Annotated in this window: 17 protein-coding genes; 2 read left to right on the plus strand and 15 right to left on the minus strand. The window is 73.3% G+C overall.

Annotation, left to right across the window (positions count from 1 at the left end):
- Window positions 1–51 precede the first annotated feature (51 nt).
- Genes ABZS66_RS39220 through ABZS66_RS39230 form a run of 3 tightly spaced genes read right to left on the minus strand, consistent with a single transcriptional unit; the run spans window position 52 to window position 3535 of the window.
- Window positions 52–1029, minus strand: a complete 978-nt coding sequence (locus ABZS66_RS39220) for an ABC transporter permease (RefSeq protein WP_354766910.1) — start codon at window positions 1027–1029, stop codon at window positions 52–54.
- Window positions 1026–2042, minus strand: coding sequence for an ABC transporter permease (locus ABZS66_RS39225; RefSeq protein WP_354766912.1), 1017 nt, complete (start codon window positions 2040–2042; stop codon window positions 1026–1028). Before ABZS66_RS39225 ends, ABZS66_RS39220 begins: the two co-directional genes overlap by 4 nt.
- Entirely contained in the window at window positions 2039–3535 is a 1497-nt protein-coding gene (locus tag ABZS66_RS39230) for a sugar ABC transporter ATP-binding protein (RefSeq protein ID WP_354766914.1), read from the minus strand. The genes ABZS66_RS39225 and ABZS66_RS39230 overlap by 4 nt, the downstream gene beginning before the upstream one ends.
- A 153-nt stretch (window positions 3536–3688) precedes the next feature.
- Between ABZS66_RS39230 and ABZS66_RS39235 the strand changes: the two genes are divergently transcribed.
- Window positions 3689–4723, plus strand: a complete 1035-nt coding sequence (locus ABZS66_RS39235) for a LacI family DNA-binding transcriptional regulator (RefSeq protein ID WP_354766916.1) — start codon at window positions 3689–3691, stop codon at window positions 4721–4723.
- A 26-nt stretch (window positions 4724–4749) separates the two neighbouring features.
- On the opposite strand, the gene ABZS66_RS39240 is transcribed toward ABZS66_RS39235, so the two are convergent.
- The 10 genes from ABZS66_RS39240 to ABZS66_RS39285 form a co-directional block, all read right to left on the minus strand.
- Complete coding sequence (locus ABZS66_RS39240; protein ID WP_354766918.1) at window positions 4750–5547, minus strand: helix-hairpin-helix domain-containing protein; 798 nt, start codon at window positions 5545–5547, stop codon at window positions 4750–4752.
- 7 nt (window positions 5548–5554) lie between these two features.
- Window positions 5555–7171 (minus strand): AAA family ATPase, encoded by a 1617-nt coding sequence (locus ABZS66_RS39245; RefSeq protein ID WP_354766920.1) that lies wholly within the window; start codon window positions 7169–7171, stop codon window positions 5555–5557.
- A 60-nt stretch (window positions 7172–7231) separates the two neighbouring features.
- Complete coding sequence (locus ABZS66_RS39250) at window positions 7232–7654, minus strand: hypothetical protein (protein ID WP_354766922.1); 423 nt, start codon at window positions 7652–7654, stop codon at window positions 7232–7234.
- Between the two features lie 87 nt (window positions 7655–7741).
- The gene (locus tag ABZS66_RS39255) at window positions 7742–8230 is read right to left on the minus strand and encodes a hypothetical protein (protein WP_354766924.1); all 489 of its coding nucleotides are present in this window, start codon (window positions 8228–8230) and stop codon (window positions 7742–7744) included.
- An 83-nt stretch (window positions 8231–8313) separates the two neighbouring features.
- A complete protein-coding gene (locus ABZS66_RS39260) occupies window positions 8314–9003 on the minus strand; it encodes a zf-HC2 domain-containing protein (RefSeq protein WP_354766926.1) in 690 nt (229 codons plus the stop codon).
- Complete coding sequence (locus tag ABZS66_RS39265) at window positions 9000–9509, minus strand: sigma-70 family RNA polymerase sigma factor (RefSeq protein ID WP_238016078.1); 510 nt, start codon at window positions 9507–9509, stop codon at window positions 9000–9002. The genes ABZS66_RS39260 and ABZS66_RS39265 overlap by 4 nt, the downstream gene beginning before the upstream one ends.
- A 139-nt stretch (window positions 9510–9648) precedes the next feature.
- Window positions 9649–10365 (minus strand): YcnI family protein, encoded by a 717-nt coding sequence (locus tag ABZS66_RS39270; RefSeq protein ID WP_354766928.1) that lies wholly within the window; start codon window positions 10363–10365, stop codon window positions 9649–9651.
- Window positions 10366–10445: 80 nt separating this feature from the next.
- On the minus strand, window positions 10446–10943 hold the full coding sequence (locus ABZS66_RS39275) for a vitamin K epoxide reductase family protein (protein WP_354766930.1): 498 nt from the start codon (window positions 10941–10943) through the stop codon (window positions 10446–10448).
- Window positions 10927–11853, minus strand: coding sequence for a DUF929 family protein (locus ABZS66_RS39280; protein ID WP_354766931.1), 927 nt, complete (start codon window positions 11851–11853; stop codon window positions 10927–10929). The genes ABZS66_RS39275 and ABZS66_RS39280 overlap by 17 nt, the downstream gene beginning before the upstream one ends.
- 120 nt (window positions 11854–11973) lie before the next feature.
- Complete coding sequence (locus ABZS66_RS39285) at window positions 11974–12630, minus strand: (2Fe-2S)-binding protein (protein ID WP_354766932.1); 657 nt, start codon at window positions 12628–12630, stop codon at window positions 11974–11976.
- A gap of 62 nt (window positions 12631–12692) precedes the next feature.
- On the opposite strand from ABZS66_RS39285, the gene ABZS66_RS39290 reads away from it, so the two are divergent.
- Window positions 12693–13082 carry a GntR family transcriptional regulator gene (locus ABZS66_RS39290; RefSeq protein WP_354766934.1) on the plus strand — a complete coding sequence of 130 codons (390 nt, stop codon included), beginning with the start codon at window positions 12693–12695 and terminating at the stop codon, window positions 13080–13082.
- Here the strand turns inward: ABZS66_RS39290 and ABZS66_RS39295 are convergent.
- Together ABZS66_RS39295 and ABZS66_RS39300 are read right to left on the minus strand one after the other, a co-directional pair.
- Entirely contained in the window at window positions 13073–13756 is a 684-nt protein-coding gene (locus tag ABZS66_RS39295) for a protein phosphatase 2C domain-containing protein (protein ID WP_354766936.1), read from the minus strand. The two genes, ABZS66_RS39290 and ABZS66_RS39295, sit on opposite strands and share 10 nt — an antisense overlap.
- Entirely contained in the window at window positions 13757–13978 is a 222-nt protein-coding gene (locus ABZS66_RS39300; protein WP_354766937.1) for a hypothetical protein, read from the minus strand. It lies immediately after the preceding gene.
- Window positions 13979–14150 lie beyond the last annotated feature (172 nt).

The raw sequence follows: 14150 nt of genomic DNA on the forward strand, positions 1-14150 counted from the left end.
TGAATCCTTTCAGGGGGTGCCATGACATTGGGGTGTCGTGGGGGTGTTGCGTTACGCGGGCCGCCGGCGACGCAGGCGCTCCCGCGCCATGCCGACGACGTTCGGTCCGACGACCGAGGCGATGAGCAGCGAGCCGGTGACGATGGTCAGCGTGTTGGCCGGCACGTAGGCCAGCTGCAACGCGTTGCGCAGCGTGCTGAGCAGCACGACGGCGCCGATGACGCCGATCATGCCGCCGCGCCCGCCGAAGATGGAGACGCCGCCCAGGAGCACCGCCGCGACGACGGCGAGCTCCAGGCCGTTGCCGTTGTCGGCGCGGGCGCTGGCGAAGCGGAACGTCCAGAACACCCCGGCGAGCGAGGCCATCGTGCCGGTCGCGACGAACAGCCAGAATTTCGTGCGGGCGACCGCGACCCCGGCGAACCGGGCGGCCTCCGCGTTGTTGCCCATGGCGTAAAGCCCGCGGCCGATCGGCGTGGCGTGCAGGACCACGCCGAAGAGCACGGCCAGGGCGGCGACGACCAGGATGAACCACGGGATGGTGAGCCCGGGGATCGCGCTGACCGCCGAGTCGGTCCAGGAACTCGGGTAGTCGGAGATGGCCCGGTCCCCCAGCACCACGTACGCGAGGCCGCGGTACAGGGCCAGGGTGCCGATGGTGACGGCGAGGGACGGCAGGCCGAAGACGGTCACGAACAGGCCGTTGACCGCGCCGGCCACCGCGCCGAGCAGCAGGCACAGCACGACGAGCAGCGGCAGGCTGGTCACGCCGCGCGCCCACAGGTCGCCCATCACGGCGCAGGTGAGGCCGAGGACGCTGGCGACCGACAGGTCGATCTCGCCGGTGATGACGACGAGCGTCATCGGCAGGGCGATGATCGCGATCGGGATCACCTCGAGCGTGACGAACCGCCAGAACCGCGGGCTGGCCACGCCGTCGATGGCCGACGCGCCGATGACCACGACGAGCACCAGCGCGACCAGGACGACGACGTCCCAGGTGCCGAGGGCCCGGACCTTGCTGGTCATTTCGCTCCTCCGAGCTGCTTGGCGACCCGTACGGAGAGGGCGCGGTCGAGGCCGATCGCGGCCAGGATCAGGGCGCCGACGGCGGCGCGCTGCCAGAACGGTGTGGTGCCGAGCACCGGCAGGGCGCTGCCGATCGTGGTGAGCAGCATGGCGCCGAGTGCCGCGCCGTAGACCGAGCCGCTGCCGCCGAAGATGGCGACGCCGCCGACCACGACCGCGGCCACGACGTTGAGCTCCTGGCCATTGCCGGCGTTGGCGTCGAGGGTGCCGAAGCGGGCCACGTACAGCACGCCGGCCAGGCCGGCCAGGGCGCCGCTCGCGACGAAGGCGTAGAACACGCGCCGACCGACGGCGATGCCGGAGAGCCGGGCGGCGGCCGGGTCGGAGCCGATCGCGTACAGCTCGCGGCCGCTGCGGTACGACTTGAGGAAATAACCGGCGCAGAGCACGACGACGACGGCGAACACGGTGAGCACCGGCACGCCGAGGACCGTGCGCGTGCCGAGGTGCAGGAACGACGCCGGGATGTCGGCCGCGTTGATCTGCTTGCCCTTGGCCCACTGGTAGTCGATGCCGCGGAAGACGTACAGCGTGCCGAGCGTGACGACCAGCGCCGGCACCCGGGCGGCGGCGATGAGGGCACCGTTGACCGCGCCGCACACCGCCCCGAGTGCCGCGCCGGCCAGGACGACCACCGGGATCGGCAGGCCCGGGTGGTCGAGGTACAGCGTGCCGGTGAGGAACGCCGAGAGGCCGAGGACGGAGCCGACCGACAGGTCGACGTTGCGGGTGATGACGACGATGGCCTGGCCGGTCGCGAGGATCGCCAGGATCGTCGAGCCGAGCAGCAGGTCCTTGATGCTCTGCGCGGACAGGAACCGCGGGTTGGTGATCGCGGTGATCCCGATGAGCAGGACCAGCGCGACGACGATGCCGAGCTCGCGGACCAGGAAGACCCGGTGGGTGATGCGGGTCTTCTCGCCCTTCCGGACCCGCTCGGCGACGGCGGTCATGCGCTCACCTGACCGGTCGCTGCCAGCATCACGGACTCCTCGTCGGCCTCGGTGCGGGGGATGTCGGCGGCGAGCCGCCCTTCGTGCATGACGAGCACCCGGTCGGCCATGCCGAGGACCTCGGGCAGCTCGCTGGAGACCATGAGGACGGCGACGCCCTCGTTGGCCAGGTTGCTCAGCAGCCGGTGCACCTCGGCCTTGGTGCCCACGTCGATGCCGCGGGTCGGCTCGTCGACGATGAGCACGCGCGGCTCGGTCGACAGCCACTTCGCGAGGACGACCTTCTGCTGGTTGCCGCCGGACAGGGTGGACACCGGGTCGCTGAGCCGGGCCGCCTTGACCTGGAGCCGCTCGGCCCAGGTGCGGGCCTCACGGCGCTCGGCGGCGCCGGACAGCAGCCCGAGGCCGGCGAGGGACCAGCGGCGCGGCAGCGTGGCGTTGCGCTCGACCGACAGCTCCATGACGAGGCCCTGCTGGCGGCGGTCCTCCGGCACCAGCGCGAGCCCGGCGGCGATCGCCGCCTGGGGGCTGCCCTTGGCGAGCTGCCTGCCGTCGACGACCACCTGGCCCGAGTCGTACCGGTCGATGCCGAACACGGCGCGGATGACCTCCGAGCGGCCGGCCCCGACCAGTCCCGCGAGCGCGACGATCTCTCCACTGTGGATGGTGAAGCTGACGTCGCTGAAGGCGCCTTTTCGCGTGAGTCCGCGAACTTCCAGCCTCGCCTCGCGGACCTCGGTGTCCTGCTTGGGGTACAGCGAGGACACCTCGCGGCCGACCATCCGGCGCACCACCTGGTCGACGGTGAGCTCGCTCGCGAGGTCGGTGGAGACCCACTGCCCGTCGCGCATGACGGTGATGCGCTGGCAGAGCGCGAACACCTCGTCGAAGCGGTGCGAGATGAACAGCACCGCCGCGCCGTTGTCCCTGAGTGACCGCGCGACGGCGAAGAGCCGCTCGACCTCGACGCCGGACAGCGCCGCGGTCGGCTCGTCCATGACGAGCACCCGGGCGTCGAACGACAGCGCCTTGGCGATCTCGACCAGCTGCTGGTCCGCGATCGACAGGCCGCGGGCCGGCCGGTCGGGGTCGAGGTGCACGCCGAGGCGGGTGAACAGCTCGGCGGTACGGCGGCGCATCTCGCCGGCGTCGATGCGGCGCAGGCCGCGCAGCGGCTGGCGGCCCATGAAGATGTTCTCGGCGACGGAGAGGTCGGGGAAGAGCGTCGGCTCCTGGTAGATGACGGCGATGCCGGCGGCGCGGGCGTCGGCCGGGCCCGCGAACACGAGCGGCCGGCCGTCGAGCGTCAGGGTGCCGGTGTCGGGGGCGTGCGCGCCGGCGAGGATCTTCACCAGCGTCGACTTCCCGGCGCCGTTCTCGCCGACCAGCGCGTGCGCCTCACCGGCGTGCAGCTCCAGCCGCACGTCGCGCAGTGCGGCGACGGCGCCGAAGGACTTGCTCACGCCGTCGAGGGCGAGCAGCGGACCGGTCACTGACGGTCTCTCCGTTTCTCGAATCCGTTTGAAACGTTCTTGTGAAACGTTTCATGGCGTGACTAAGCTGACGGTAGAAGGCCGACCGAGACCGCGTCAAGGGTTTCGATCGCGTTACCGTTTTGATACACCGCCCCTGTTTCTTGGAGTCCCATGTCGACGACGACCGGCATCAAAGAGGTGGCCCGCCGCGCTGGCGTCTCCATCGGTACCGTCAGCAACGTGCTCAACCGGCCCGAACTGGTGGCCACGAGCACGCGCCAGCGGGTGCTCGACGCGATCGCCGAGCTCGGCTACGTCCGCAACGACTCCGCCCGCCAGCTGCGCGCGGGCCAGAGCCGGCAGATCGCCCTCGTCGTCCTCGACGTGACGAACCCGTTCTTCACCGACGTGGTCCGCGGCGCCGAGGCGGCCGCCGAGGAGCACGGCGTCATGGTCGTGGTCTGCAACAGCGGCGAGGACGCCGGCCGCGAGCAGCGCCACCTCGACCTGCTCGAGGAGCAGCGGGTCCGGGGCGTGCTCATCACGCCGGTCGACGAGTCACCGGGCTCCCGCCTGGAGCTGCTCATCCAGCGCGGCACCCCGGTGGTGCTGGTGGACCGCGGCTCGGGCCGGCACAGCCGCTGCTCGGTCGCGGTCGACGACGTCCTGGGCGGCCGGCTCGCCGGCGAGCACCTGGTGGAGCAGGGCCACCAGCACATCGCGTTCGTCGGCGGCCCGGCGACGCTGACCCAGGTCCACGACCGGCACGCGGGCATCGCCGCGGCCACCGCGGGCCACGCGTCGCTGTCGGCGGTGGCGACCCCGAACCTGACGGTGGCGTCGGGCCGCTCCGCCGCCGCGGAGATCGCGGCCCTGCCGCCCGCGGACCGCCCGACGGCGGTGTTCTGCGCCAACGACCTGCTCGCCCTGGGCGTGCTGCAGGAGATGACCCTGCGCGGCATCCGGGTGCCCCAGGACGTGGCCATCGTCGGCTACGACGACATCGAGTTCGCCGCGGCCGCCGCCGTGCCGCTGTCGTCGATCCGCCAGCCGCGCGAGCAGCTGGGCCGCACTGCCGCGGCGCTGCTGCTGGAGGAGATCGAGGACGACGGCCGCCACGAGCACCGCCACGTGGTGTTCCAGCCCGACCTGGTGGTCCGCGAGTCGAGCGCCAAGCCCCGCACCCGCTCCCGCCGCCCCCGCTGAGACCCCCGCCGTGGCGGGCGCGGCGGCTAGAAGTCGAGGATGCGGCCGCCGGCCGGCGGCGCGTCCGGGCGCGGACCGCAGCGGACCTGGGGCCGCAGGCGGGCCAGCTGGTGCGGCGCCAGCTGGGCCACGGTCGCGAACTCCTCCACCGACGAGAAGCCGCCCCGGGCGGTCCGCTCGGCGACGATCTGCTCGGCCCGCGCGAGGTCGAACTCCCCGAATCCCGCCAGCTGCGCCGCCGTCGCCGCGTTGAGATCGATTGGCCCGAACACCGGCGCCGCCGACGGGGGGACGTGAGCGGGCGCCGGCGGCGTCGGCCCGACACCCGGCGGCAGGAACGACGACGCGGGCCCGACACCCGGCGGCACGAACGGCGAGGCCGGCCCCGCACCCGGAGGTGGCGCGAATGGCGAGGCCGGCCCCGCACCCGGGACCGGGGGCGGCGGGAACGACGGTGAAGCCGGCCCGGCGCCCGGGACCGGAGGTGGGGTGAAGACCGGGGGCGGGGATAGCGGGCGGACCGGCTGCCGGGACGCCACCCAGCGCAGCCAGCCCGGGTTGACGGCCAGCGAGTGCACGATGCTGGCCAGCCAGAGCAGGAAGAACAGCACCGCCGTGTAGCCGGCGGACGCGTCCTCGCGCGTGCGTTCGAAGACGATGAACACCGCCCACGTCGCCAGCAGGTAGCCCAGGCCGCTGGCCCACCAGGCCGGGCGGCGGGCGCGCAGGCCGATCACGAGCAGGCCCAGGCCGCTCAGGCAGCCGAGGCCCAGCACCGAGCCGAGCACCCACAGGCTGTACAACACCTTGCGTCCGAACGTCATGAGCCTCTCACACCTCGATCGTGCGGCCGTGGAGCGGGACGACGGGCAGCGCCGCGGTGGGGGGCTCCTCGCCCGCCTCCCAGTCCTCGGGGGCCGTTGCGGCGACCGCGCGGGTCCGCGCCCACCGGCGGATCTCGTCCAGCTTCTCGGCCTGCGTGACGCTGAGCGGGACCGTCGCGGCGACGGCGCGCAGGAGGTCGTCGCGGTGCAGTGGGCGACGCTGCGAGAACGCGTCGAACAGGGCCGCCACCACGGCCTGCTCGATCTCCGCGCCGGAGAAGCCGTTCGTGCGCACGGCCAGGTCGGCGAGCAGCGGCTGGTCCAGGGTCAGCGCACCGGCGACCGCAGGCTTGCGCAGCCGCCGGGACAGGTGCACGCCCCAGATCGACACGCGCTCGGAGCGGGTCGGCAGGTCGACGAAGAAGATCTCGTCGAAGCGGCCCTTGCGCAGCAGTTCGGGCGGCAGGCGCTCGATGTCGTTGGCGGTGGCGATGACGAAGACCGGCTTCGACTTCTCCTGCATCCAGGTGAGGAACGTGCCGAAGACCCGAGAGGTGGTGCCCGAGTCGCTGATGGAGGAGGAGAAGCCCTTCTCGATCTCGTCGACCCACAGCACGCAGGGCGCGCTCGCCTCGGCCGTGCGGATCGCCGCGCGCATGTTGTGCTCGCTGGAGCCGATCAGCCCGGAGAACACGCGCCCGACGTCCAGGCGGAGCAGCGGCAGGCCCCAGCCGGCGGCGACCGCCTTCGCGGTGAGGGACTTGCCGCAGCCGGGCACGCCGGTGATGAGCACGCCCTTGGGCGCGGGCAGGCCGTAGTCGTCGGCGGCGGCGAGCCACGAGTTGTCCCGCTTGGCCAGCCAGCGCTTGAGGTGCTCCAGGCCGCCGACGTCGGCCAGCCGCACGCCCGCGTCGACGAACTCCAGCAGCCCCGACTTGCGCACGGTCTGCCGCTTCTCCTCGTGCACGACGGCGAGGTCGGCCAGGTCGAGGACGCCGTCGTTCACCATCGCGCGGGCGAACGCGTTCTCCGCCTCGTGCAGGGTCAGCCCGGCGGCGGCCTTGGCGAACCGCTCCCGCCCGACGTCGTCGAGGTCGATGCGGATGCGCCCGCCGGCCGCGTTGCCGGCGATCATCGACTCCAGCACCCGGCGGATCTCCGCCTCGGTCGGCAGCGGGAAGTCGACGATCGTGACGTCCTTCTCCAGGTCGGGCGGGATGCGCACGACCGGCGCGACGATGACCAGGGTGCGCGGGACGGCGCCGCTCTTGAACGCCGCGGCGATGTCGCGCAGCCGCCGCACGACCGTCGGCAGCACCGGCACGTCCCCGCCGAGCGAGTTGTGCAGGTCGCGGAAGACGAACAGGCCCGGCTCCTGGATGCGCAGCACCGCGTCGAGCGCGTTGTCGGGCTCGGTCGTGTACTGCCGGGCCGCCCCGTCGGGCTGGAGCAGGCCGGTCGTCGCCGACCAGGTCCACACCGGCCGCGGGGTCCGCACCAGCGCCGCGTCACCGGCCACGGCGGCGAGCTCGGCGAGCACCCGGTGCTCCTCGAACGACTCGACGTAGAGCACCGGGAACCGGGCCTTGAGCAGCTGCGCCAGGTCGGTGCGGAAACCGGTCACCGTGCGAACTCTCCCTTGCCGGCCGGCGGATCTTCCCCGACCGTACCCGCGCGCCGCGGCTCAGATGAGTCCGCTGGTTGTCGCGAGCCCTGTCAGGAAGGCGGCACCGACCAGGACCGTCATCGCCCAGGCCTGGCGGCGCAGGCTGCGGCGGAACGCGGGGCGCTCGGTCGGCAGCGCGAACACCCGCGCCGGCCAGTGCCGCCACGAGACGTTCGCGAACACGGCCGCGGCACACAGGTACAGGACCAGGATGAACCAGGGCAGCCGCGGAACGGCGATCGCGCCGGTCGCCAGCAGGGCCGCGATCAGCCCCACGACCCGCCAGCGGTTGCCGTGCGCGAGGGTCATCAGGAACTCCTCGAGCCGGTCGTCGTCGGTGAAGAACCGGGCCGCTTTCGGCTGCACCACGAGCAGGCTGTAGGACATGGCCCCGACCCAGACCGCGGCGAGCGCCAGGTGCAGGGTCACGATCGCCGCCATCGGGCCAATCTAGCGGTACCTCCAGCCGAGGCCGCCGACACCGTACTCGCGAAGGCGGGCGCGGTGGTGCCGGCGGCCTCGGAAGGATCAGGGCACCTTGATGACGTGCCAGACGCCCTGGACGCCCTCACCGGTCGTCTGGCCCGGAGCCGTGTCCCTGATCCAGCGGTACAGCGGGTGGCCGTCGTACGCCGCCTGCGACGACCCGTCGGGCCGGGTGACGGCGGTGATCGCGCCGGGCAGGGTGACCCCGGCGGCCGCGGTGACGGGGGCCGCGACCGGCGGCCAGTTGACCGCGCACTGGTCGACGCAGGCCGAGGTGGTGGCCGTGTCCTTGTCGAACAGGTAGAGCACGTAGCCCTGGCCGTCGGCGAGGACCTTGCCCAGCGCGGTGGTGGCGACGGTGAGGGTGCCGCCGGCGGCGCTCGGGCTGGGTGCGGCGCTGGTGGCGGCGGCGGTCGTAGCGGTGGTCGTGGCCGGGGCGGCCGGTTGGGCGTCGGTGCCGTCGTCGCCGCACGCGGTCAGGGTGGCCGCGAGGGCGAGCGCGGGCAGCAGCAATCGCAGGGTCGATTTCATGGGTTCTCCTCCGATGTGCGGGGATTCACGGAGATGTACCCCTGGTGCACCGATTCGGTTCAGGCGGTGCTGCAGTCCGTGCTTCAGGCGGTGCGCGCCTCGCCGAGCAGCACCCCGTCGTGGTCCGCGACCCGCACGGCGTCGACGTTGGCGAGCTGGATCGAGCTGGCGCCCGTCACCCGGGCCGACTTGCTGTTGGTGGGGCCCCAGCAGGCGGCCTGCTCGGACTGCCCGCCGCGGCCGACGACCTGCAGCACGTACGGCCCTTCGCCGGGCAGCCCGGTCACCTCGAGCGCGACGCTGACGCCCCACTGGCGCGGCGTGAGGGTGGCCCGGCCGGCCAGCCCGCTGCCCTGCGCGGCGACGAACTGCACGACGGTGCCCGCGGAGGCGCTGACGCTCGGGCTGGCCGCGGCCTGCGGCGGTGGCACCGTCCGCGGCCCGGCGTCGCGCAGCGCGAGCGCCGTGATGAGCACCAGCGCGACGATCGCGGCGGCGGCACCGGCGAGGGCGCCGACGGGGAGCCGCCGCGGCCGGGCCCGGCGCAGGAGGGCGTCGAGGCCGGCCGGCGTCGGCTGCTCGAGGGGCTGCGCGGCGGGGTCGTCGGGAAGGCGCTGGAGCAGCTCGGGCACCGGCGCGAGCCGGTTGACCTCGTCGCGGCACTCGGCGCAGGCGCTGAGGTGCGCGTCGACCCGGAACTGCTCGTCGTCGCCCAGCCCGCCCAGCACGTATCCGCCCAGGAGCCGGCGGACGTCGTCGTGCCCGGCGCTCACCGCAGGACTCCCATCTCCTCGAACACCGCCCGCAGCGCCCGCACGGCGTAGAACGCGCGGGACTTGACGGTACCCTCGGGGACCGACAGCTTCCGGGCGGTGTCCGCCACGGTACGGCCGTCGTAGTACACCGACTGCACCACCTCGCGGTGCTCGGCGGAGAGCCGGTCGAGCGCGGCCTTGATGAGCCACCCCTCGACCATCTCGTCGACGTTGTCGGCCGCGGCCACCGCCTCGACGGCGTCGGGGTCGGCGACCAGCCGCGGCCGCCGCTGCTCGGCCCGCCACGCGTTGCTGACCACGTTGCGCGCGATGGTGAGCAGGTAGGACCGGGTGGTGTCACGACCGACGTCGATGCGCCCGATGTGCTTCCAGGCCCGCAGGAGCGTCTCCTGGACGAGGTCCTCGGCGCGGTGCCGGTCCCGCTCGTATCGCGAGACGAAGCCGAGCAGCACACCGTAGTGCTCGGTGTACAGCGCGGTCATCAGCTCCTCGTCGCGTGTCACCGGACCCCCTCCCGCCACTCCAGTACGGGTCTACACCCTCATGCGGTCAAGGGTTCAACTTCCTTGGCTGAATTCTTCCTGTGAACAGCCGGAAGCCGCGACGCCCGGGGCGCCGCGGCTTCCTGTGGAGCGTGGTGGGTCAGGTCGTGGTCGAGCCGGCCCGGCGGTACGCCAGGAGACCGACGACCAGGCCCGCCAGGCCCAGGACCAGGCCGGCCACGCCAAGGCCCACGGCGGCGCCGTCGCCGCCGTCGTCAGCGGCCTGCGTCGCCGGGCCCGCGGTCGCCGTGGCGCCCGCCGCGGCCGCGGTGGCGTCCGCCTTCTTCGTCAGCTTCAGGACCGGGGCCGGGTGCTCGGCCTCGGCGCCCGCCGACGGCTCGTCGATCCAGCGGACGACCTCGCCGCCGGAGTACGTCTGGAGCGCCTTGAAGACGATCTGGTCGGTCTCCGGGAGCGGGCCGAGCGAGACGTCGAACTCCTGGAACGTGCCGGGCTTGATGGCCGACGCGGTGTCGGCGGTCCAGGTGATCTTGGACACGGCCTCGGTGATCTCGCCGTCGGCGGACTTGATCGGGGTCGTCAGCTTGCTCTTCTCGGCCACCGCCGTCCAGCCCGGCACGGGCTTCAGCGACACCGACGCGATCGCCTTGTCGGTGGGGATCGCGATCTCCAGCTTCACGGTGCTGGCGTCGTCGCGCTCGTTGGGCACGCGGAACGTCACCTTCGTGTACCCGCCCTGCGTGGCGGTGCTCGGGTTGACGGTCACGTGCGCGGATGCGACGGCGGGGAAGGCGAGTGCCGCGGTGGCGGCCGCGACAACGGCGACACCGGCGCGGACCACGTGGGTCAGGCGCATGCGGGGGACGGTCCTCTCTCGGTTCGGATGAGCACGAACAGGGAGATGGTCGGTGGAACCCCCGCAAAAGTTCCCGGCCGCTACCTCCTGAGGTCGCCCGGGTCGGCGTACGCCGACCCGATCACGATCACCGCGAACAGCGCCACCGCCAGGACGTGCACCACGGTGCACCAGAGGCAGATCGCGTCCAGCGTGAACAGCTCGGCGAAGACCAGGTAGAAGACGAAGAGGACACCGACCGCGGCGAGGACCACCCGGCCCTGGCGCAGCCAGGGCGACGGCGAGCGCCACAGAGCCGGCAGCGAGACGACCACCATCGCCGCGAAGTACAGCAGGCCGAGCAGCGCGACCGGGATGCCGAGGAACTTCGACTGGTCGCTGGTGGTGACCTTCAGGCAGTTCAGCGCGCCGGTCTCGGGGCAGGCGAGGGTGGTCGACGAGGTGAAGTGCTCGATCGTGAGGTAGATCGAGACGCCGAGCCCGACGACGGCGAGCGCGAGCGAAACCACCGGGACCCACGGCTGCACGAGCCGCCGGTCGATCTCCGGGACGCTGACCGCGCTACTTGACGCTGACATTGGCGAAGTCCTTCTCGAAGGCGGTCACGGCCGGGCTGGTGCAGACGTCGCCGGGCTGGCCGCCGGTGAGCCGGCACAGCAGCGCGGTCATCGCGTTGGCGTTGCCGTCGACGGTACGGCCGAGCGAGCTTTGCGGGTCGGCCACGGCGCTCACGATCTCCGCGTGCGTCATGCCCTTGAGCAGCTGCGGGCTGAACGAGGAGCCGGCCATCAGGCCCTGGTTCGCGAAGGTCAGGAACGGGATGGCGCCTGCGGACTGCGCGTCGACGTACGGCGGGGCGTTGTACTTCGCCACGATCTGCTGCTGCTGCGGGGTGAGCGTGTCCAGCGGCGCGTAGCTGCCGCCCTGGCGCTCGTTGGTGCTCGTCTCGACGCCCTGGAAGGTCAGGTACTGACTGGTGTACGTCGAGCCGTGGAAGGAGATCGTCGGCGTGTCGGGGAAGGTGTCGTCGGACGCCGAGCGGCTCAGCGTCAGCCCCTGGAAGGTGCCGAAGCGGGACAGCGCGATCACCAGCGGCCAGCGCTGCGCGGCGCAGAACGGGCAGTACTCGGCGCCGACGTACAGCACCAGCGGCTTCCCGCCGTCCTTGAGCACCTCCTGGCCGGTCGTCAGGTTCGGCAGCGTCGGGTCGTTGCCGCGGGCGACCGAGTTGAGCGTCGCCGCCGGCACCGAGGTGAGCCCGCTCACGACGGCCGTGGCCGCGTCGCCGGTCGGCACCGGCGAGGCGTTCTCGCCGCCGCCCTCCCCCGCGCCGCCGAGCTTGGCCACCACGAGCACGCCGAAGGCGAGCGCCACGACCACGATCGCCGTGGTCGCCCAGCGCATCCGGCCCCGCCGGGCATCGGCCCGCTCCTGGATCACCCGCATCCGCCGCGCGTAGTCACGCGCGTCGCGCTGCCGTCTGGACACCCGGCCACCCTCCGTCTGGACCCTCGACTGCTCCATTAGTCGTCGGTGACCCGGCCCAGGTTCCCCGAACACGGCTGGGATCACTCGCGCGCGCCGAAGTTAGCCGCCCGCGCCGGGCCGTCACCCGGGCCGAAGGTCCCGTTTCCGCCAGGACGTGAGCACGCAGTCGCCGCAGGTGCCGCCGCCCGGGATGCGGTAGTACAGGCAGCAGTTGTGCCGCCGCAGCGACCGGCCCGCGAGCGACGCGGTGCCGAGCAGCGGCGGCCGGGCCAGCAGGCCGGCCACCACCGGCCACGGGTCGCCGGGCAACTGGCCCGCCGCCCCGGCCAGCGCCGACGCCACGTTGCCCCGGAGCACCTTCGGCGACAGCCGGAACCGCTCGCGGAACGTCGCCAGCACCGGCTCGACCAGCCCGAGGACGACGGGGAGGAGCGCGTCCGCCGGCCGCGTCGCCACCGGCCCGCAGGCGACCGGCCACGGCCCGCCGGGCACCGGCTTCCACCACAGGTCCGCCGGCTCGGCCGCCCGCACCCGGTCGTCGAGCACCACGTCGGCGAGCAGCGGCGACACCAGCCGGGATGCGATCCCCAGGAACAGCACCGACGCCACGACGCGCTCCGGCACCACGTCGTCGGCGAGGCCGAACATCCCGATGAGCGCCCGGCGCGACACGCCGACCCGCTCGGCGGCCACCTCGGGGTCGAGCAGGTCGGTGAACGGCCGCCAGGCCGCGTCCCCGTCGTACGCGTCCCACACGAAGTAGGGCCCCAGTTCCATGTCCGCCATTCTAGGTGGGGTCCATGTGGCCAAATGGCCATGAACGGCATAGAGTGACGGATGTGACTGCGCGGTACCGGGCGCTCGCGGACGTCCTGCGCGAGCGCATCGTGAGCGGGGACCTGCCGCCGGGCAAGCGGCTGCCGAGCGCGGGCGAGCTCGCGTGGGCCCACGACGTCGGCCGGGACACCGCGCTCAAGGCGCTCAACCTGCTGCGGTCGGAGGGCCTGCTGTACATGGCCCACGACAACTCGATCCGCGTCGGGCAGGCCGGCCCGCCGTGCGCGACGCTCGTGCGACTGCCGCAGGAGGCGACGCTCACCGCGCGGATGCCGACCCCGCGGGAGCGTGAGGAGCTGGGGCTGCCCGAGGGCACGCCGGTGCTGGTCGTCCGGCTCGGCGACGTGGAAGAGGTCCACGCCGCGGACCGCACGGCCATGCGCTACTCGTGATCGACGACGACCACCGTCACGTTGTCGCGGCCGCCGGCCACGACCGCGCGGCGGACCAGCTCCTCGGCCGCCTGCTGGGGGTCGGGGCAGTCGCCGAGGACGGCCGCGATGTCCGCGTCGGACACCTCCAGGGGCAGGCCGTCGGAGCAGATGAGGAACCGCTCCCCCGCGCGCGCGTCGTGGACCCACAGGTCCGCCCGCGGGCCGGGGTCGGTCCCGAGCGCCCGGGTGATGACGCCCCGCCGGCCGGTGACCGCCTCGGGGGCCACGTGGTCGACGGTGAGCTGGTCGAGCTCGCCGTGGCGCCAGCGGTACACCCGGGAATCCCCGATGTTGAAGACGACCCACCGGTCGGCGCCGTCCAGGCGGACCAGACAGAGGCCGACAGCCGTGGTGCCCATCCCGGCCAGTGACGGGTCGGCGACCGCGGCGGCCAGGATGTCCTCGTTGGCCCGGGCTAGCTCGTCGCGCACGTCGTGCGGGCTGCGGTCGGGGATGTCCTCCAGGCGGCGCAGCGCGGTGACGGCGATGTTGCTCGCCACGTCACCGGCGGCGTGGCCGCCCATGCCGTCGGCCACGGCCCAGATGCCGCGGCCGGCCACGGCGCTGTCCTCGTTGCGGCGCCGGACCTTCCCGACGTCCGTGGCCGCTCCGGCCCGGATGGTCGCCGACATTCACACCCCCACCGGTTGCGCGAGCAGTTCGACGATACGGGCCGCGAGCGTCTCGCGGCTCACCCGGCCGGCTGCCTCCGGACGGTCCAGGTGGTCCTCCGCGTCCGGCACGAACCGGACGCCGGCCTCGGTGACACGGCCGGTCGAGCGCAGCACGAACCCGGGCTCCGCGAAGGTCAGCGTCGTCAGATGGTCGGCCGTGGCCGCAGGATGCTCCTTCAAACCGCTGAGACTACTCGGCTCCCGAACGGCCCTTCAGCCGGGTCGGGGTCCCGATATCGGCCGGCGTCGGCGGGGGGCCCCCCCCCGGCGGCGGGCCCCCCGCCCGGGCGGCGGGGGGGGTGGGGGGGCGGGGTGTGGGTCCCCCCGGGGGCGCCCGGAAACCGCCCCCAAC

This window comes from Dactylosporangium sp. NPDC005572, from assembly GCF_040605515.1.
Taxonomy (GTDB): Bacteria; Actinomycetota; Actinomycetes; order Mycobacteriales; family Micromonosporaceae; genus Dactylosporangium.

Coding starts and splice junctions, on each gene's coding strand:
- ABZS66_RS39225 (WP_354766912.1), bottom strand. CDS start 2,042: ATGACCGCCGTCGCCGAGCGGGTCCGGAAGGGCGAGAAGACCCGCATC.
- ABZS66_RS39285 (WP_354766932.1), bottom strand. CDS start 12,630: ATGGAACTGGGGCCCTACTTCGTGTGGGACGCGTACGACGGGGACGCG.
- ABZS66_RS39295 (WP_354766936.1), bottom strand. CDS start 13,756: ATGTCGGCGACCATCCGGGCCGGAGCGGCCACGGACGTCGGGAAGGTC.
- ABZS66_RS39235 (WP_354766916.1), top strand. CDS start 3,689: ATGTCGACGACGACCGGCATCAAAGAGGTGGCCCGCCGCGCTGGCGTC.
- ABZS66_RS39270 (WP_354766928.1), bottom strand. CDS start 10,365: ATGCGCCTGACCCACGTGGTCCGCGCCGGTGTCGCCGTTGTCGCGGCC.
- ABZS66_RS39250 (WP_354766922.1), bottom strand. CDS start 7,654: ATGGCGGCGATCGTGACCCTGCACCTGGCGCTCGCCGCGGTCTGGGTC.
- ABZS66_RS39220 (WP_354766910.1), bottom strand. CDS start 1,029: ATGACCAGCAAGGTCCGGGCCCTCGGCACCTGGGACGTCGTCGTCCTG.
- ABZS66_RS39255 (WP_354766924.1), bottom strand. CDS start 8,230: ATGAAATCGACCCTGCGATTGCTGCTGCCCGCGCTCGCCCTCGCGGCC.
- ABZS66_RS39240 (WP_354766918.1), bottom strand. CDS start 5,547: ATGACGTTCGGACGCAAGGTGTTGTACAGCCTGTGGGTGCTCGGCTCG.
- ABZS66_RS39275 (WP_354766930.1), bottom strand. CDS start 10,943: ATGTCAGCGTCAAGTAGCGCGGTCAGCGTCCCGGAGATCGACCGGCGG.